Annotated in this window: 11 protein-coding genes; 3 read left to right on the forward strand and 8 right to left on the reverse strand. The window is 54.0% G+C overall.

Annotated features, from left to right (window positions below):
• Positions 1-70: 70 nt before the first annotated feature.
• The 7 genes from RBB63_RS04005 to RBB63_RS04035 form a co-directional block, all read right to left on the reverse strand.
• The gene (locus tag RBB63_RS04005) at positions 71-1,813 is read right to left on the reverse strand and encodes a sodium:solute symporter family transporter (RefSeq protein WP_309381333.1); all 1,743 of its coding nucleotides are present in this window, start codon (positions 1,811-1,813) and stop codon (positions 71-73) included.
• A gap of 41 nt (positions 1,814-1,854) precedes the next feature.
• Positions 1,855-3,486 carry a glycosyl hydrolase family 28-related protein gene (locus RBB63_RS04010; protein WP_309381335.1) on the reverse strand — a complete coding sequence of 544 codons (1,632 nt, stop codon included), beginning with the start codon at positions 3,484-3,486 and terminating at the stop codon, positions 1,855-1,857.
• A gap of 166 nt (positions 3,487-3,652) precedes the next feature.
• The gene (locus RBB63_RS04015; RefSeq protein ID WP_309381337.1) at positions 3,653-4,444 is read right to left on the reverse strand and encodes a PEP-CTERM sorting domain-containing protein; all 792 of its coding nucleotides are present in this window, start codon (positions 4,442-4,444) and stop codon (positions 3,653-3,655) included.
• Between the two features lie 50 nt (positions 4,445-4,494).
• Positions 4,495-5,889, reverse strand: a complete 1,395-nt coding sequence (locus RBB63_RS04020; RefSeq protein ID WP_309381338.1) for a carbohydrate binding domain-containing protein — start codon at positions 5,887-5,889, stop codon at positions 4,495-4,497.
• An 82-nt stretch (positions 5,890-5,971) separates the two neighbouring features.
• Positions 5,972-6,667: a prepilin-type N-terminal cleavage/methylation domain-containing protein gene (locus tag RBB63_RS04025; RefSeq protein ID WP_309381339.1), complete on the reverse strand. Its 696-nt coding sequence runs from the start codon at positions 6,665-6,667 to the stop codon at positions 5,972-5,974.
• A 64-nt stretch (positions 6,668-6,731) separates the two neighbouring features.
• Positions 6,732-8,228 (reverse strand): hypothetical protein, encoded by a 1,497-nt coding sequence (locus tag RBB63_RS04030; RefSeq protein ID WP_309381340.1) that lies wholly within the window; start codon positions 8,226-8,228, stop codon positions 6,732-6,734.
• Between the two features lie 264 nt (positions 8,229-8,492).
• On the reverse strand, positions 8,493-10,727 hold the full coding sequence (locus RBB63_RS04035) for a CBM96 family carbohydrate-binding protein (RefSeq protein ID WP_309381342.1): 2,235 nt from the start codon (positions 10,725-10,727) through the stop codon (positions 8,493-8,495).
• Positions 10,728-11,103: 376 nt separating this feature from the next.
• Here RBB63_RS04035 and RBB63_RS04040 point away from each other — a divergent pair, with 376 nt between their 5' ends.
• The 3 genes from RBB63_RS04040 (at position 11,104) to RBB63_RS04050 (ending at position 15,587) form a co-directional block, all read left to right on the forward strand.
• Positions 11,104-11,898 (forward strand): PEP-CTERM sorting domain-containing protein, encoded by a 795-nt coding sequence (locus RBB63_RS04040; RefSeq protein ID WP_309381344.1) that lies wholly within the window; start codon positions 11,104-11,106, stop codon positions 11,896-11,898.
• Between the two features lie 196 nt (positions 11,899-12,094).
• The gene (locus RBB63_RS04045) at positions 12,095-13,516 is read left to right on the forward strand and encodes a glycoside hydrolase family 16 protein (protein WP_309381346.1); all 1,422 of its coding nucleotides are present in this window, start codon (positions 12,095-12,097) and stop codon (positions 13,514-13,516) included.
• 163 nt (positions 13,517-13,679) lie between these two features.
• Positions 13,680-15,587: a glycoside hydrolase family 16 protein gene (locus RBB63_RS04050; protein ID WP_309381348.1), complete on the forward strand. Its 1,908-nt coding sequence runs from the start codon at positions 13,680-13,682 to the stop codon at positions 15,585-15,587.
• A gap of 90 nt (positions 15,588-15,677) precedes the next feature.
• Here RBB63_RS04050 and RBB63_RS04055 read toward each other — a convergent pair whose 3' ends face one another.
• Positions 15,678-17,453: a GH1 family beta-glucosidase gene (locus RBB63_RS04055; RefSeq protein ID WP_309381350.1), complete on the reverse strand. Its 1,776-nt coding sequence runs from the start codon at positions 17,451-17,453 to the stop codon at positions 15,678-15,680.
• Positions 17,454-17,519: the final 66 nt, after the last annotated feature.

Below are 17,519 nucleotides of genomic sequence, written 5' to 3' on the forward strand. Positions count from 1 at the left end.
TAAAGCGCCTGCGTAAACAGACTGAGCCGACAAATTTATTCTACCTGTTGAAATGAGTAACATGTCCATTCTATCCATTATTTGACTTCTCAGCTCGTGCGACCCGACGCCCCGCCAACGTAAGCGCGACGCCAATCGCCACCACCGATCCACCGAGCGCCACGATTTGCAGCCGAGCGCCAAGCGTGTTGGGCATGAGCAGGAAAAGCAGTATCCCACTTCCAAGCACAATGGACACACCCCCTAAAACTTTATACTGCACCGCATCCTGCGATTGCCCGACCTCTTGTGCGAAGTCTACCGGACGATGCATTTTCTCATAAAACCCTCTGACCTGCTCACGATATTCCGCCGAAGCAAATCGCCATAAGGGCAGACTGATCAAGCAGCCGATGACGCTGAATAAATAAATCCAGATCAGCCGATCCTGAATCGTCCAGGTCTGATTGAACAATGAACTTTGTATCACAAAGTAAACGGATGGAATCAGCGCCAACGCGATGATGATGTAGTAAGACCACCAGTGCAGGCGCTTAATCCACAAGGCTAACAATACCGGCATGCCCAGCGGCAAACCGACCACTGCGGATATCATCAGATACGCGTCAAACAGGGAGAGCTCTTTCTGCAATGCAAGCATCAGCGCCACGGCGATGATGTACACACCAAGCAGCACGGTGAAAACACGACAAAGCATCAGCCCGGTTCGGTCGCTGATTGCCTTCAAGCCCATCCACTCGCGCACGCGTGGAATCATATTGTTGACGATGACTCCCGAGGTGTTGTTAAGCCCCGTATCCATACTGCTCATCGTAGCCGCAAGCATGGCCGCAAGCATCAGCCCCATCAAGCCATTGGGCAGCAGGTTTTGCGCGACCACCGCATAGCTCGCAGTCGCTGGCTCCTTCACCGCCTGCGCCAAAACTTCGTCACCATAAACAAAGCGCGCCACCATCGGCGGCAAGAACCACACAATTGATCCAATGAACATCAACACCGTTGCAAGCATTGCCGACCAGCGTGCGCTCTTGCTGTCCTTAACCGACAGGAAGCGCCCCGCGGTTCCAAGATTGATGTAGCCTTGAAGCTGCAGAATAAAGACCATGATCACCCATTTCCAAGTGAACTTGTCATCCGGAAATGCGCCGGGCTCTTTGATCCATTTAAAATCTTCGGCAAACCGGGGGTCCTGAAAATACGCGAAGAATTCACCAATGCCCCCCACTTTATGAAGCGCCAAAAAGAACACCAGAACCGTGAGCGCAAAGAGGATCAATCCTTGCACAAAATCAGTCGCCATCACCGCCCAGCGTCCACCGGTTGTTGAGTAAAACAAAACGATCACCCCGAGCACAACGATCACCCAGGTTGTAGGCACGTTTAAGATCGAGCTGGTAAAAATTGCCAACGCATAAAGCTGTGTCGCCGCGCCGATGGGATGAATCAGCAAAGCAAAATAGGCGCTAAATTGCTCCACACTTACGTGGAAACGTTCGCGCATAATATCGGCCCAGGTAGTAGCGCGCGTTTGTCGAAACCACGGCCCCAGCCAAACGCACAACAGCAGCCCTACACAGTTCGCCACGTAGATGACCATGAACGTCGGACCGGCGGAGAAAGCTGCTGAAGCATTGCCAGTAAACGTAAAGGCGCTGATGCCGGACATAAACATGCTGGTTCCAACCATCCACCACGCACCTTGGGCGCCGCCACGAGCGAAGTCGCTGATATTCCGATTGAGTCGCGAAAACAACGCGCCAACCACCATGAGAATGAGCAGGTAAAGCCCCAGCGTTACGTATTCAATCCACATAAAGCGCCCCCTGATCGATCACTTGCTGGACCAGCCAAACATCACTGCTTAGAGCTTAAGCGACGATGCACTTGATCGACATACAACGACTGTGGAACGAGCGAATCCCCCTGTCCCACGCCCTCAACGAAGTCAGTCGAGTCTACCGCATCAGCTGGTCCACGCGTGCCAATCACATAGCCATTATCATACTGGTGCGAGTAAACCAGCACTGGTCGTTCATCCGAATAACGCAGCCCGTTCGTATTCCAAAAGACAGACTCTGTCGTGGTGACGCCGTGAATAGTCGCGCCACCCCAGGGCCGGAACGCACGCGCCTCCAGGAAGTCGCCATCGCAGGTAATGTTGTCCAGTAGATTGGCCAACGAAACGAACATGTGAAAGTCCGAGGCTAAACGTCCATCTTTAGCCACACAGTTATAGATAACATTGCCGCTCGCCGACATGGTGCCGAAGCTGTAATTGTGACGTCCACTTTCCGCATAGCAGTCACGCACCAAATTATCCTGACCAGCCATCGTGAAGAGATAGCCATTGCCTCCTTCGCCTTCGTATTGGGGGAAACGTAGATCGCAATCCATCACGGTCACCAACCGACAACGCATAAGCTTTAATGCACCGGAAACCACATGGATATCCGGATCATTGCCTTCCGGCGCATAAGTGTTTACGCGGCGCACCCAACCGTTTTCCACATAGCTCAAGTTGATCGCCTTTGAACCATGCACGGCATAGCCGATGGTGTCCGGCTTTCTGAAATCAATCATTTCCACGCCTTCGCCGGGCTGTTGTTTCATGCCAATGGAAAAGTCTTCGAGCCCAACTTCTTCAAGCATCGCGCCACTCACTTCGACGATGCGCGCATTGTCTGCACGGTAAAGATAACCGCGTGTGGGCAAGTCGATCGTAACCGTGTTCTTCTCGGGATTGATGTCCGTAATGCGACGATAGTAGGTCAAGGTTCGATTACGGGACTGGTCCGGCTCCCACTTTCCGTGCATACCAACCAAGTCAATGTAATGCTGCGTCAGGTCATTACGAATCACCACCGCGTCTCCCACTTGCAAACCACGCACATCCGCCAGTGGTATCTCCCTCGTCGGCTTCGGCAAATCAGCAGTGATCAACACGCCTGGATAATCTACGCCATCGGCATTCCACGAAGTGGCCATCCGAGGGTTGACATAGATCACATATTTTCCACGCATGTCGGTCGCGTCGTTAAAGAGAAATGTCTGCCCAGTTCCGGCGCCCCGCAGCACGACTCCATTGTCTCGCATGTATAATGCCGCGTCGGCGTCTCCCTGCGGCGCCACGCGGTATATGCCCGGTGGGAGATACACTACGCCACCGCCAGAAATGCCAGCGTCGTCAAGCGCCTCCTGAATCGCGAGCGTTGCGTCCTCCTCTCCTGTTGCATCGGCATAATAAGGCGCCTGCGTAACGTCAAAGACAAGCCCGGGCACATCGGTCGGCGGCTCCATGCCATAGCGATATCCTGCATAAGAAAAATCGTGCAGGAACCTACCCTCGGCGTCGGTGAATCCTGGCGTCCAATCTTCAGGATAAAGGGCCGATCTCCAAGCATCAACCGGCGCCGCAACCTCTGCTACCGCCGATGTCAACCCAATCGCCAAAAAGCCAAATAATAATACTACGCGTTTTTCTAACATTAATAATGATTCCCATATTTCGGACGCTGTCGTCCCCGACGCCGCCCTCAGGCCATCGCTTTAGATACAAACCATTTACCCGCTCATTCAGTAAACGAATGAGACTACCCTGTAGCTAAAGATCAACTGGCTACGAGGCCGCCGCCGAGGCGCCGACAACTAAATACTACCGCTTGCGGCGACGAATAAATGCGACCGCCAAACCAGCAAAGCCAGCCAACATGGCGTAAGTCGATGGCTCGGGCACGTTTTGCATGGAGAAATTATTCCACTCAGCTCCCTCATCTCGACCGCTGATAGTTTCCTTCCCCCACATACCGAAAAAGTCTCCAGTCAATGGATCGCTGTCCGTGTAGTTCAATGTGTAACTATCACTATCCCGATCCGAAGTAAATGTCGCTGCGATGCTCAACTCTCCACCACTATAGGTGGCAGTTATATCATAGCTAATGTCATATCCGATGTAGTCACGCAGCTCGTGGCTTCCATCGCCATCAGCATCCAGCGTCGTCAACACATCTCCAACCTCTTTCGCTAGAAACACGGAAAATCCATTAGACTGCACGCCCCTCAAATAAAAATGATAAGCGTTCGTCGGGTCATTGGCGTCACCCAGGAAAAACATGCCTAGTTGATCGCTGGACCCCGGACCATCTGGCCCCGGGTAGTATACGGTACCGCTAAGTGTGAAGGATTCAGCTGTTTCGGCAGAGCCGCCATAGAATGTATTCTGGACCGCCGCCAAATAGTCCCCAGACACCTCATCCACATAACCAAACGTGCCGGCACCAGTATCAAGCGACCAAGTTGCAGTGGCTGGCGCTGTAGTGGTGAAGTCACTCGCAGACGAAGTGAAATCGTTCGTGTAGTTAGCGTCGTTGATCACACCTGCACTAGCGAGGCTGAATACAGCAGGGGTGGCGAGCAGAGCGAATGTGGTCTTTTTCATCTTATTCATTGGTATTACTTTGGTTTGTATATTTCAGGGTTGGGTAAAGTAGAATTGGGTTAACGTTGGGCGACTTGTTGTGCGGGCTTTCCATCGAGGCTGGCGGCATACTCGGCAGGCGTCATGAAGACCGCCTCTTGCTCGACCAGGAAATCGATGATCTTTTCGAACTCACTCCAGCGGGCGCCGCCCCAATGCATCGGGTGGCCTTGGAGAACAAAATATTCGCGGTCCGAGTTCTTCGCATAACCCGCAACGAATCGCTTATAATTGGGTTGGCCAACTGAAGCTTCCAAATTCACCGCCCAGACACGGTCCAGTACCGTCACCTTGCCCTCAGCGGCGAGCGAGCGGCCCATTTCATCAATGGGCGATGGATACAACCAAACCCGCATGTCGGGATCTTCGGCCATTGCCTTAGCGGTTGCTTCATCCTGGTGCGCGCCCGAGCCTCCGCCCCCGGGTCCAAAGGTTTGCAATGCAAAGCCGAGCTTCTCCTTGGCGAGCGCCTGCGACTTAGCGAAGCGCTCATGCTGCTCCGCCTCGGAACGACCAGAGAATTCACTGCGCTTGCGGCCATCTGCATCTTTCCACACGCCATGATCCCAGCCATGAAACCAAATTTCCACCAGACCGGATTCCTGCCGCTGCTGAATCCACTCAATGTAGTCCGGCGATGCGACCTCCAGTGTTTCGGTGATGATGCCGATGCCGTGTTTGATATTACGCTTCGTCATATAATCCGAAACCTTCGTCCACAAGTGATGCGCCTGACCATCGATTTGGCGCAGGTCATCCAGCTTTAGAATAATGACCGGCGGCTGAGCGCGCTCAGGCAACGTCTCCGGGATTTGCTCCTGTTTGGCAATTTTTGCCAAGCGCGCCTCATTGCGCTGGATCGCAGCCTGAGAAGCCGCCTGCATCTCTTCCAAGCGTTGCAATGGTTGCGCACCTTCAGCCAACCCAGTGATTTCAAAATTATCCAGCCACGACGTGCCAGTGGCGGAGCTCCAGGAATGAACCCAGATCGAAAAAGCAACGGCGCCCTCTGGCATCACCTGCGACACCGAATAGTGCTTCCAACTGCCGTCGCCACTTTTCACTGCAACGCTTTCAATGCCGTTGCCACGACTTTTTCCATTGCCGACAAGCTTGTCGTTCGCATCGACTGGCCAGATGTATACGCCGAGGAAATTGGCGTCGGCTTTGGCGTCAAAGGACACCGTGATCTCCTGCCCCGCCCTCACCGCATAGCGACCGCTATGCAGGCCCGATCCGTGTTGCTTATCGTTATCCACCACACGAAGCCCTTGCTTTCCTGAATGTGCAGCATCAGCCGTCGCTTCGCTCATGGCGTCACCAACCAGCCACCCATCCAGGCCATCTTCAAAACCACCGTTATACGGCGCAGACGCCTGCAGGACATTGCCCAACATCAGCAACAATGAACTCATCAAGCAGGATTTCGTAAAACTATAATTCATCATATCTTAATTTATCGATGTTCAAAGGTTTAAACCAACGGCCCTAAGCGTTTTACAAATTGCCACGACCGCGAGCGATGACTTGCAGCACTTCGTCCAAGCTCAGTAGCTCCACATGCCCATCCACAAACAAGTAATTCGCTTTACTCAGATGGCGGATGGGATCACCCGATTGAAACTCATCTGTTTCCTCATCTGGCTTCATGTTTTTCCAAACACTGCAGTGATAGTCATCTGCATCTCCCAACAGCAGCACGTTGCTCGGGTCTGTGACTAAGGCGACCGGCGTTTTGTAATCAAGGGCGCTACTGGTGCTGTCGCTCGAATCTTTATCTATAGTTCGGTTGGCCACATTGCCATTCATGCCAGTGCGGCCATGCGGGCAAATTGCCAGCGTTACCTCGCCGTCTTCTCCGGCAATCTGCCGGATGTTGTAGCCAACATACTCGGCGATCTCCGTTTCCCAGTGCCCATTTTCATTCTGAGGTCCGAGATCTGGATTGGCTCGCGGGTGCAGGCGGGCGGCCGGGAAATAACCATTGTTGTCAGCCGCATAGGCATTGAAGGCAGCGCCAATCGAGCGCATGTTAACTGAGCACTTGGCTGCATCAGCCCGCTCTTCCACCCGCTGGTAGACCGGAAAGAGAATCACAACCAGCAGGGTAAAGATCGCAATGACTGTCAATAACTCTAACAGTGTAAACCCGGAGTGCGCGCCTATACTGTTCTTGGGGGAGTGGGGCTTCATTGGTAAAGAGTATTCCATATCTGGATGAGGGTGTCAATTTAGGCAAAATTCTAACTGTTGAATTCTAACGATCATAGGCGGGAAGCACATTCTGAATGCCCCAGCTCGACACATCCGGCCCATAGACCGGCCAATCATAGCCCGACATAAATGCAGGCTCCACCGCGAGGTAAAGCGACTCTGGCAAGACCGCGACCGAACTGATGTCTCCCCAGTTAACCCAACCGCTTTCATATTGATTGGCGCCCAGGTAGTGATTGGTTCCCTGCGCCCAGATGGTTTTCAGGATGTTGCCGATTAAATTCTGGTCGTGCGTATCTTGATTGATCGCGCCCACCTCTTCGGTCGCATAGTTGCGAAACCAGGTATTGGCTGGCCCATTGGCGCCCCAGGCATTGTCCGCCAAGCCTTGGTGAAGCATGTTGCCCTCCATCAGGTTGTTGTGGGGAAAATGACCATGCAGGCAAAGGCTGTTGGTGTTGTTGATAAAGTCTGGCTCCAACGAGTTATAACTAATCACACAGTGGTTCGCTCCCTTTTGCAGCAAAACATGGTGACGCAAATTCCAAAGCTTGTTGTTGCTGATGCGCGCTTTGGTCGTGCATAAGTTAGCGACAATGCCGTAGCCATAACCGCCATCATAGAGAAACGAGTCGTGCACGTCGTTCTCTTCCGCAATGACATTGATGCAGTACTTAAACGCAATGTGCGTATTGGAGCTGTTCTTGGACTCAACTTGCTTCACGTAACCGTTGTTCACGTAGCGCATCGAGATATTGTCGACGCCGAAAGAGCCATCGTCATTGTGTCTGGCTCGACGGACTTTCATTTGCTCGATGCCAACGTTCTGCAGCATGTCGATCTCCTGCAAATGCGGCAGATAGTCTGCGGGAAAATCGAGCCCCAGCTTTTGGTCAAAAAAGATTTTATGCTCTGCTCGGTCGATGTTCGTTATTTCAAAAATCTGCCCATAGAAGTAGTTGCCACTATTGTCGTGCGCGCCGTAAGGATCGTCCTCCAGGTAAAGCTGCACAAAGTCCCCGACATCCAAAGTCGTGTCGTCCGCATAGACATGGTCGGCGCCCATGACCGGGGAATTCGTCACGGCAATTGCACTGCCAACGAATCCACCGCCCAGAAAACTAACGCCGCCAACGCTCGTGGACGACATACTGATGATGATCTCCGTCGAACCGGAGCCCTGCCCACGCAAGCGCACGTTGTCGCGGCTCATCACCATGTCGCTGTAAACCTTGAAAACGCCTGCAGGAAATTCCAACAGTAAGTTGCCTGTAGGATAGGCCGCAAAAATGTCGTTCACCTTGTCGATGATATCGACGCTGTGGTCATTGGGAATCATGCCCCACTGCGTTACGTCGATCGCGATCCAGGAGCCCGGGTCCGCCCATTGCACATCTTCCCAGCCCGATGGCGGGAGTCGATCTGCAGGCACGTCCTCGTAATCAAATGCGCAAAGCGACTGCGCTGAGAGGCAGCCTGTAAACAAGGCGACGCGGACAACAGCTTTGAACCAGGCAAAGCGAGAATGAGACGGGGTCATGATGGGGCCTTTCAATTCAAGGTGGGGGTATTGAGAACTTGCGCAAGGGGCTGCGCAGTTCGCTGAGCTGTGCGCTCATGTCTTCACTTGCTACTGAATAAAATCGGACGCAGGCAAGCATTGCGAAATTCTACCTGTAGGATTTTTTCTGTGATTCGCCACGCTCCCTCTCCCCAAATGGGCATAAAAAAATCGCCGTCCTTGCAATAAGGACGGCGACCATAGAAGTGCTTTAATTTACTTTGCGATGCAAAGCATATGGCGTTACCAGGGTGTAAAGGTAGAGCCAGTAAGTCCGAACTCTCCATCATTGCTGGCGCCATTCCACCAGTCAGCGATGTAGGCCAAGTCGCCACTCGCATAGCCTTTGCTGATTCCATTCTCCGTGCTATTAACGCCTTCCAACGAGCTAACCGTGTCGTTGGTAAAGTCCACGTCCGCCAATAATACATCCGAGGCAACCGGCGTAAACGAGACCTGCCCAAAGTTCGTATCGGCATACCACGCGCCTGAACTGTAGAAAACCGCAATCACATGCGCTGCATTTCCAGTATAAGCGCCAAAGCGCGTGTCCACGTCGGCTTCACTATACATCAGGTACCCTGCGCCGGATCGCTGATCATGCGCAGCCACACCATTGTTTAGCGGTGTGATGTCAATGCCAGTCATCGGCTCGCCTTCCGTAATTTTCACGTCGCGAAACTGCGCATAAACACCATCGCCTGCATCATCATCTGACACAATGACCAGGTAATTCATATTGCCAGTGTAGACGTTGCCAATGTTAACGACATAGGTGGAAGGTCCGCCATTGAGCACGTAGTCATTCGTATCTTGATAAGCGTTCGCCCATGTCTGTGTACCGGCAACCTGGAAGACACGCATTGTGTCGTTATTGTTGTCATTTTCATCCAAACCAATACCCAAGATTTCGCCGCCTTCAACTGCCTCAACAGTAAACTGCAACCAAGTGTCTGATGTTACGGTATAGCTAAGCGGGAACTTGATCCACCCGTTTTTACAAACCGACATATCGCCGCCATCATCGGCAATCGCCACGTTGGGAATTACATTGCCACTGTAGGAAGTGTAGTCATCGCCAAAGGCAACATTACCACTACCGTCGATGGAGGTAGACGATGCAGGCGCGCTCGACTTTGTGCCCGACCAAACCTTGACGTAATCGAAGTCAACCGCCTGGTTATTCATCTCGGGTATTGGCGTATTGCCCGCGTAAGAGCCACCGACCTGCATCGATAGCAAGATGTAGGCAGGCACGTCCATGACTCGGTCATCTTCACGCACGCCGGTCTTCACGCCGTCCACGTAGAACTCCAGCAGACCTTCTTCCCAGTATACGCCATAGGTGTGGTATTCGCTGCTGTCATCAACAGGCACTGGCCCCCACCCCAGCAGCTTATGTGAACCACCATAACCATCCCAATGTGTTGCGTGCGACAGTTGATATGAACCCTGCACACCATAGCCTTCAAAGATGTCAATTTCCATTCCCTGCCCATAGTCCTCGATGACCACACCGTTATCTTCCAAAGTCTCGTGATAAGTGCTGTCAGTCCGGTCGCTGTACATCGAACGCGCACTGAGTTCATCGACACTGCCGTAATTAGTGTCAGCGGATGTGCCCCACTTCGTATAGGAGTCATCGCTTGGATAGTACGCTACGCCGTTGATGATCAATTGCGGGCGATAAGCGACCGTCGTTGCCTCCTTACTGTAGAACCATTGTCCGCGTCCTTTGCGAAATTCATCAGCGAGCGCGAAGGAAACAATGTCATCACCGCTGACTTCTGCGGTGACGAATTCGGTGACATCGAAATCCACATACGTGCCCGTAGGCGCATCGTAACCGAACTTCTGCTCAATGTAGAGCGGGTCCCAGGCAGGCTGATTATTCCAGGTAATGGAGCCCTCGGTCCATGAGTCGTCATGCACCCGGAACAGCTGTAAATTGTTGGGCTGACTCGAGCTATTGCCAACTAGCTTCGCGCATAGTCGCAGCGTTGCCGTGCTCACCGATCCGATGCCGCTCGAGCTTAAGTCGAATTTAATGAACACGTTGTTCTTCCATTCCTTCGTGCCATATTCATCGCGCTCCGGCATCAGCCAAAACGCCGGCCAAACCCCTGATACGCTTGACCACTTGGCGCGCGTTTCAAAGTAACCATACTTTTGTTTAAAACGCAGAAACGTCGTCAACTCAGCGCCCGAATACGCATAGGTTGCATAACTGAAGTCAACCGGATCAGTGGTCGCCTTGAGTGATAGCGCGCCGCTGGCGACTTCATAATTTTCAACATTGTTGCCGCCAAGTCCTTCGATAAAGGCGTCGGCCGGGCCGACCTTCCAGGTATCGCCATCGATGACCGATGTGTTAAATTGCTCTTCAAACGTCAGCGTAAAGCTGCCGGGGGGTGGGTCGGCAAACAACAGTGGGGCAGCCGCAAACACGCAGAACAGTGAGATCTGATATCTTTTCATACTTAGGATAACGGGTTAAGAGATAAACGCCGTAAGGCGTTTGAGGGTATGTTCCGGCAAACTCCGGAACGCAGTCATCCTAGCAAATTTTTACCACAAACGGTGAATGGATTGCCGATGCACTCTTTGCGATCTGCCGACTGTAAGCCATCAATTTGAAAGCGGACGAACGTCCATCCCCGGCCAAAGTCGCCGGGTCCCCACCCTATCCTGAAGCCAGCGCCTCAACGATGTCAATCTGTGGGCCCCTAGAACTGTCGATAAATAACACACAAGGTGTCAGTAAAAGGCTAACGGTGTGATGAAAGTCTATGCTATGCTTGGAAACTTAAACAAACCTCTGAATCTTTCTATAACCCTCACCCCATACCTTAAAATGAAGCATAAGTTCATCACCGCACCCTTAACCCTGGCTCTTTGCGCAACGTCGCTTACCGCGCAAGTGCTGATGTTCAACTTTGGCAGCACTGCCGTCCCCGGCGGCGAAGCGGGCGACAGCCCCTACCACACCGAAAACCCGACTTTCAGCGGAACCAGCTGGAATGAACTCGGCAACTCCGACAGCTCCTCCCTGATCTATGCCGACGGCACAAGCGCAACCGGCATTGCACTCGACCTCGGTCGTTCCAACCCACTGAACTCAGGTTCCACGGTCGACTTCACCACCAACCCATCTTCCACCAACACCCTCAGTGATGACGGCGGCGTTTATTCTCTCACAACGATGCGTAGCACGATTTGGACGGGCAACAATAACGTCGATGACAACTGGGTTGCTGGCCAGATAACCGGCCTCGCAGCTGGCCAATACGAAATCCTCATCTGGGGCAACAACGGCAACGTCAACCTCGGCGACACTGAAATGGCCGTGTATGTCACCTCCGGCTCCGCCGCCTCGACTTTCGATTTCGACGGACTCGGCAGCTCTGCCCTGTCAAACAGCAACAACTCCAGTTGGACCGACGGCGTTTCCTATTCCAAGGCAACGATCACCATCGCGAGCGGCGAGTCGATTTACTTCGCTGTCGATGGCACGAAAACGCCTTCCTTCAATCGCGGCTTCCTCAGCGGTGTGCAAGTTGCCTCCATCCCGGAACCCGGCGCCTACGCGCTGATCCTCGGCGCCTGCGTTCTTGGCCTGCTGGCTCTGCGTAGACGCGGCAACAAGTAAAAGCCTCCGCCCGAGGTTATGACTTTCAAGAACCGCTGTCTTTTGGCAGCGGTTCTTTTTGGCAATATAACCTGCCATTTTTCGCCCCATACAGTTGTCGGCAATTCACACGCAAGTCAGGTCAGCAATTGACACAGCAACCATCGGCTGCCGATAGCCGACACAATCCTATCCCGAGCGAATCACTCCCCAAACGATGTCTTCCCAACCAAGCTTACGCCACTTCGGCGCTTCCTGTTTTTCTCTCTTTCTATTCTCGCTGAACGCCATTGCCGCCAGCGACGCAACGCAACGGCTCAGCAACTACAGCAAGGCAGACGCCCTCAGCCAACTAAAGCCGCACCGAGCCATCATAACAGACGACGGCAGCGACCACACCCTGACCATCAACTTCGAACCAGACGGCTACCCCAAGCTTGCATTCCCCTGCCCAATTGGCGGTTGGGACCTGTCTCCATACCAAGGCATAGAATTACAAGCGACTAACCTCAGCGAGCATCCCGTGCGCGGCGCCTTGCGCATCGACAATCCAGGCGAAGACAAGGAGCAATTTTGGAACACCGAGTCTCAGCTCATTCAGCCCGGCGAAACCGTAACGCTGCGCTCCGTTTTCGGGCAAAACAACGGGCGTCCCGGCTTCCCATTGGACGCCTCTGAAATCACCGCCTATCAATTTTTCCTCGTCAACCCAAGCGCGCCTACCGTCATGAAGCTCGGTGAACCCGCAGCCTACGGCGCCGCCAGCGAAGAACAGCGGCGCGAACGCTTTAGCAAACCTGCCGACCGACAAACCTCGGTCACTCAGCCAGACTGGCTGGGAGCACAGCCACCGATTTCTGGCGATTGGGTAATCGCGCTCAATGAAGAGTTCGACCAAGACCAACTCAACGCAGGGATCTGGTCCACCCGCCTTGCTTTTGGCGGTCCAGCGAAGATCGAAACCCAGCGCTATCGCGACGAAAATGTCCGCTTGGAAAACAACGCCGCCGTTCTGACCGTAGCAGTCAATCCAGGCCATCAATACGACGACCCAACCCTGCCGCAACGCAACTACGCCGCCGGGATGCTGTCCAGCTACGACCGCTGGACACAACGTTATGGCTACTTTGAAATGCGCGCTAAAATGCCAACCGCGAGAGGGCTCGCGCCGACGCTCACACTGATTCCCGATCGCGGCGCCGATGGCGGACTCAACCTCCACGAACGCCGCACTTCCCACGACTTCAATGGCAAAGGCATGGAGATGGACATCGTGCGTCACCTCACCGAATGGGGCCCGGGCCGCGTGGGCATTGGCGTGCGCTGGGGCGGCCCGGCCGGCACGCACATTCAGCGCAATTGGGGCGACAGTTACATCTACCACGGTCCGACCGAAGACGGCTGGCACACCTATGGTTTACTCTGGGAACCAGACCGCCTGGTTTGGCACATTGATGGACAGAAAAAGGGCGAGTGGCAGAGCGACGCCATCGCCGACGTCCCCTGCTACCTGGCAGTCACGCTGCCCATGGGCAAGCACGCCACGAAAAACGTCGACCAAGCTAGACTCCCCGATGATTGGCGGATCGATTACCTGCGCGTCTGGCAACTGCAAACGCGCCTTACGGCAGTCGACTGACCGATACCAGACAGCAATTGCCCCCTACTGCATAAGCTGTCGACACACTTGCGTTTATGCATCATCATTTGACCATTCAACCACCCCAAAACGGTCAGTGTTTACCACAGCCCAAGTCTGCCCATGACTTGTCCCCAACCTCAATATTCGCTATGATGTTCCCATGTTAACCTTGACTCGTTATCCCCAAGCTACGCCCACCCGCGTCTCTCCTCACCGTCTCTTCAGACTCTTGTGCGTCGCGCTGCTTCTGGCTGCGCCAGCACTCCAGGCCCGCGACTGGGACACCAGCTTCGCCGACTACGACGTGACCGTGAAACCTACGGACGACACCGTGAAAATCGACTACGCCCAAGCTGGCGTTTTCGATGGCATGACACTCACCTTCGACCAAGGCAAGTCGAGCTATCCCGGTGTTCGCTTCCTGCCGCCGGAAGGCCAAACCTGGAACTTTTCCGAATTCACCTGCATCGACATCACGTTGACCAACGAAGGCGAAAATGCGGTCTACGTAACGCTGCGCGTCGACAACAAAGGCGACTGGCGCCAAAAGCCGTGGAACAATGAATCCGCCCGGCTCGCCAAGGGCGACACGAAAAACATTCGCGTGTTTTTTGGCTTCAGCGCGCGCAAGCCAGGCTACGAGCTCGATACATCGAACGTATCCGCCGTCCAGCTATTCACCGGCAAAGCCTCGGAGGGTCAAAAATTAAAAATTGATAAACTCAAACTCAGCAAGGCGCCCTCCCCTTACAAGCCCAACGTCGCTCCCGTAAACAGCTACGTGCTCGGCGAAGGCGCCGCCTCCATCAAGCGGACTTACACCGGTCGCGCTGACGCTTCTTATTCTGGCGGCGAAGGCGCAGACCCGCTGACAGTGCATTTCCAGGAAGCCAATCAAGCAGTGGACATCGCCCCTGCTGACGGCGTAATGTGGGATTTTCGCCAGGGCTATCAACTCGAAGTCAGCGTAAAGAACATTGGCCGTTCAAGCATCAACCCAAGCGCGAAAGCCACCAGTGGACGCGGCGACACGGACCTTGCTACGCTTGCCGCCCCTCTCAAGCCCGGTGAAGAAGGCAAGCTCACCATTTCATTTATTCGCGCTAAATCCATGGACGCCGGCTTGGGCCGTAAGAATGAATTTTTCGAAAGCAATAAAGCCAAGACCATCACCCTCTTGTCCAACAGCGACACGCCTCAGGAAATCGAAGTGACGTCCATTCGCTTGACGGCGCCGCCACTGAAGTTGCCCGACTGGGTCGGCAAGCGCCCGCCAGTGGAAGGTGATTGGAAAATGACCTTCCGCGAAGAGTTTGACGCCGATGAACTCAACAGCGATGCCTGGCGCGTTTACGCTTCGAACTTTTGGGACAAGGTCACCCGCTTCAGCAAGGACAACGTCCAAATGCACGATGGCAAAGCGGTGCTCATCTACGAGAAGAAGGCCGGACACCACAACGACGACCCCACCCACAAACGCTACAACGAATACACCACCGGCTTCCTCGACAGCTACGGCAAATGGGTCCAGCGCTACGGCTATTTTGAAACGCGCATGAAGCTGCCGAAAGCGCCCGGCCTCTGGCCAGCATTCTGGCTCATGCCTGATCGCGGCGTCGAAGCCGGCCCCCAATGGAAGCGCCAAGACACCGGCAACGGCGGCATGGAGTTCGACATTATGGAGTTCCTCTCCGGCTGGGGCCCCTACCGTTTCACCACTGCATTCCACTACGACGGCTATGGCAAGGATCACAAGGCCACGGGCTCCGGCGTCTACACCGGCCATGACGAAGAGGGCTACATCACCACCGGCCTGCTCTGGCTCCCCGGCCTGGCCGTCGTCTACAACAATGGCCGCGAAGTCGCCCGCTGGGAGACCGATCGCATTTCAGACGTCGAGTCCAACATCATCTACACCTTTGTCGCCGGTGGTTGGGACAACGAGCCAATGGACAACAAGCAATTGCCGGATGAATTCATCATTGATTACGTCCGCGTCTGGCAGCGCGCGGACCTCGCATCCGACGTTGATGGCTTTAAGAGCGAAAGCTCTGCATCAGAAAGTTAATTTACTTTGCACTGCAAAGTAACTCGTATCCCTTCATGGAAAAAGCGCTTCGGTCTACCGGAGCGCTTTTTTATGGAGAAGCACACCGGCTTACGAAACGCGCGGATTCTTCGAAACCTCGATGGCGGGTATTTCGTTGGCGCTTTCCTTGGTGCGGTATTGCCGCTGGTATTCACCCGGCGTCATGCCCATCTCTTTACGGAAAACTTTCGTGAAGTGAATGCGGTCCGAGAATCCGCAGCAATCCGACACCACGCTGATCAATATCTTCGGATCACGCAGCATATTCCGCGCGCACTCCAGGCGTATCCGGCGGATGTGAGCGCTCAGGCTCACCCCGGTATACTGCTTGAAGCGACGGCTCAATGAATCCGGGTGGCAATTTAAATGCGCCGCAATGGTCTTCACATTGAAGGCCTCGGAAATGTTATTCTCGATGTAGCGCTGCGCTTCCTTCACCACATAGGGCACGGGCTCCTCATGCTTGTGTGCAAATTGCCGGAGCGACTCACCATTGGTGCTGATGATTTCCTGGTAAGTAAACGCCGACTCCTTGAGCGTGCGCTCCTGCGTTTGGAAATCAACAAACACCAGGCCGAAGCGATGCTTGTACCCTTCCTGCCATTCAAAACTGTCGAGTAGCGACCAATGAAAATACCCCTGTACATCGATGCCGTCGCTGATCGCTCGATGCAGCGACAACAAACTGCCGACGATGAATTCCTTGCGATTCGTATCGTGCACCGCGCCATCATGGCCAATCTGATCCAGCAGCGAGCAACCATTTTCAGTAATGATGAGCGGCGTCTGATAACGCTCGTGAAAGTAACGCAAGGCCCAGTAAATGCCATCGGTATTGAGTGACCATTCGTAGGTGGAAATCGGCTCGTTTGGCTCCAACTCCACGCCAACGGGCACGCCGGATTCGCTCATTTTAATCGGGCTAACCTGGAAGAGATTACAGCCGCAGAAATCAATCGGCTGGTAGATGAGCTTCATCTCCGACTTACTGGCGGCAGGCGCATTCTTGCCATATATTTGCAGCCCCTCTTCCGGATAATGCCCCAGCAGCACCGGATCAGTCCACCAACATGTGTTCCACAGATTATTCGGATAAATCGCGTAAGTCGCCTCGCGCGCAGCGTTGATGTCGTTCAGCGATTCCGTCGCTGGGCGATAGGCGGATGCTGCCGGCGACCAGCCAATGGTGGGCTTCAACTTCGCGTGATTTCGAATCGCCGCCACCGCACGTCCATGGGCGAGCAATACATTGTGACCGGCCAGCAAACACTCGCGCAGGCAGAGTTTCAAGCCCGGAGCCTGGTAGCCATCGTAGTAACCCAGACCGAGAAAACATTGCGGCTCATTGATCGTCATCCAGTGGCTAACGCGATCCGAAAACTGGCTGATGACAACGCGAGTGTATTCCTCGAACCACTTCGAGCTGTCGGGGTTGAGCCAGCCACCGCGCAAATAAAGCGCATAGGGATAGTCCCAGTGAAACAGCGTCACCCACGGCTCGATATCGTGCGCCAACAACTCATCAATGAGCATATTATAAAAGCGCACGCCTTTCTTATTCACCTTGCCCGTGCCGTTGGGCAACAGACGCGGCCAGGACAACGAAAAGCGATACGACTTCACGCCAATGCGCGCCATCAGCGCCACATCTTCCTTAAAGCGATGATAGTGATCACAGGCGACTTTGCCCGTTTGGTTACGCCACATGCGCCCCTCTTCCTGGACAAAATAATCCCAGACCGAAAGCCCTTTGCCATCCTCGTCCCAGGCGCCCTCCACCTGATAGGCGGATGACGAAACGCCCCAGTTAAACTGGTCGGGAAATTTCATGCTCGGGGTGCTCATGCCTTAACTCAGTATAACATGAAATCAGCCAAGCAGTCGCAACAAGGAAATGTCAGAAAATGACCT

Origin of the sequence: Cerasicoccus frondis (genome assembly GCA_031296915.1) — a bacterium.
Taxonomy (GTDB): domain Bacteria; phylum Verrucomicrobiota; class Verrucomicrobiia; order Opitutales; family Cerasicoccaceae; genus Cerasicoccus; species Cerasicoccus frondis.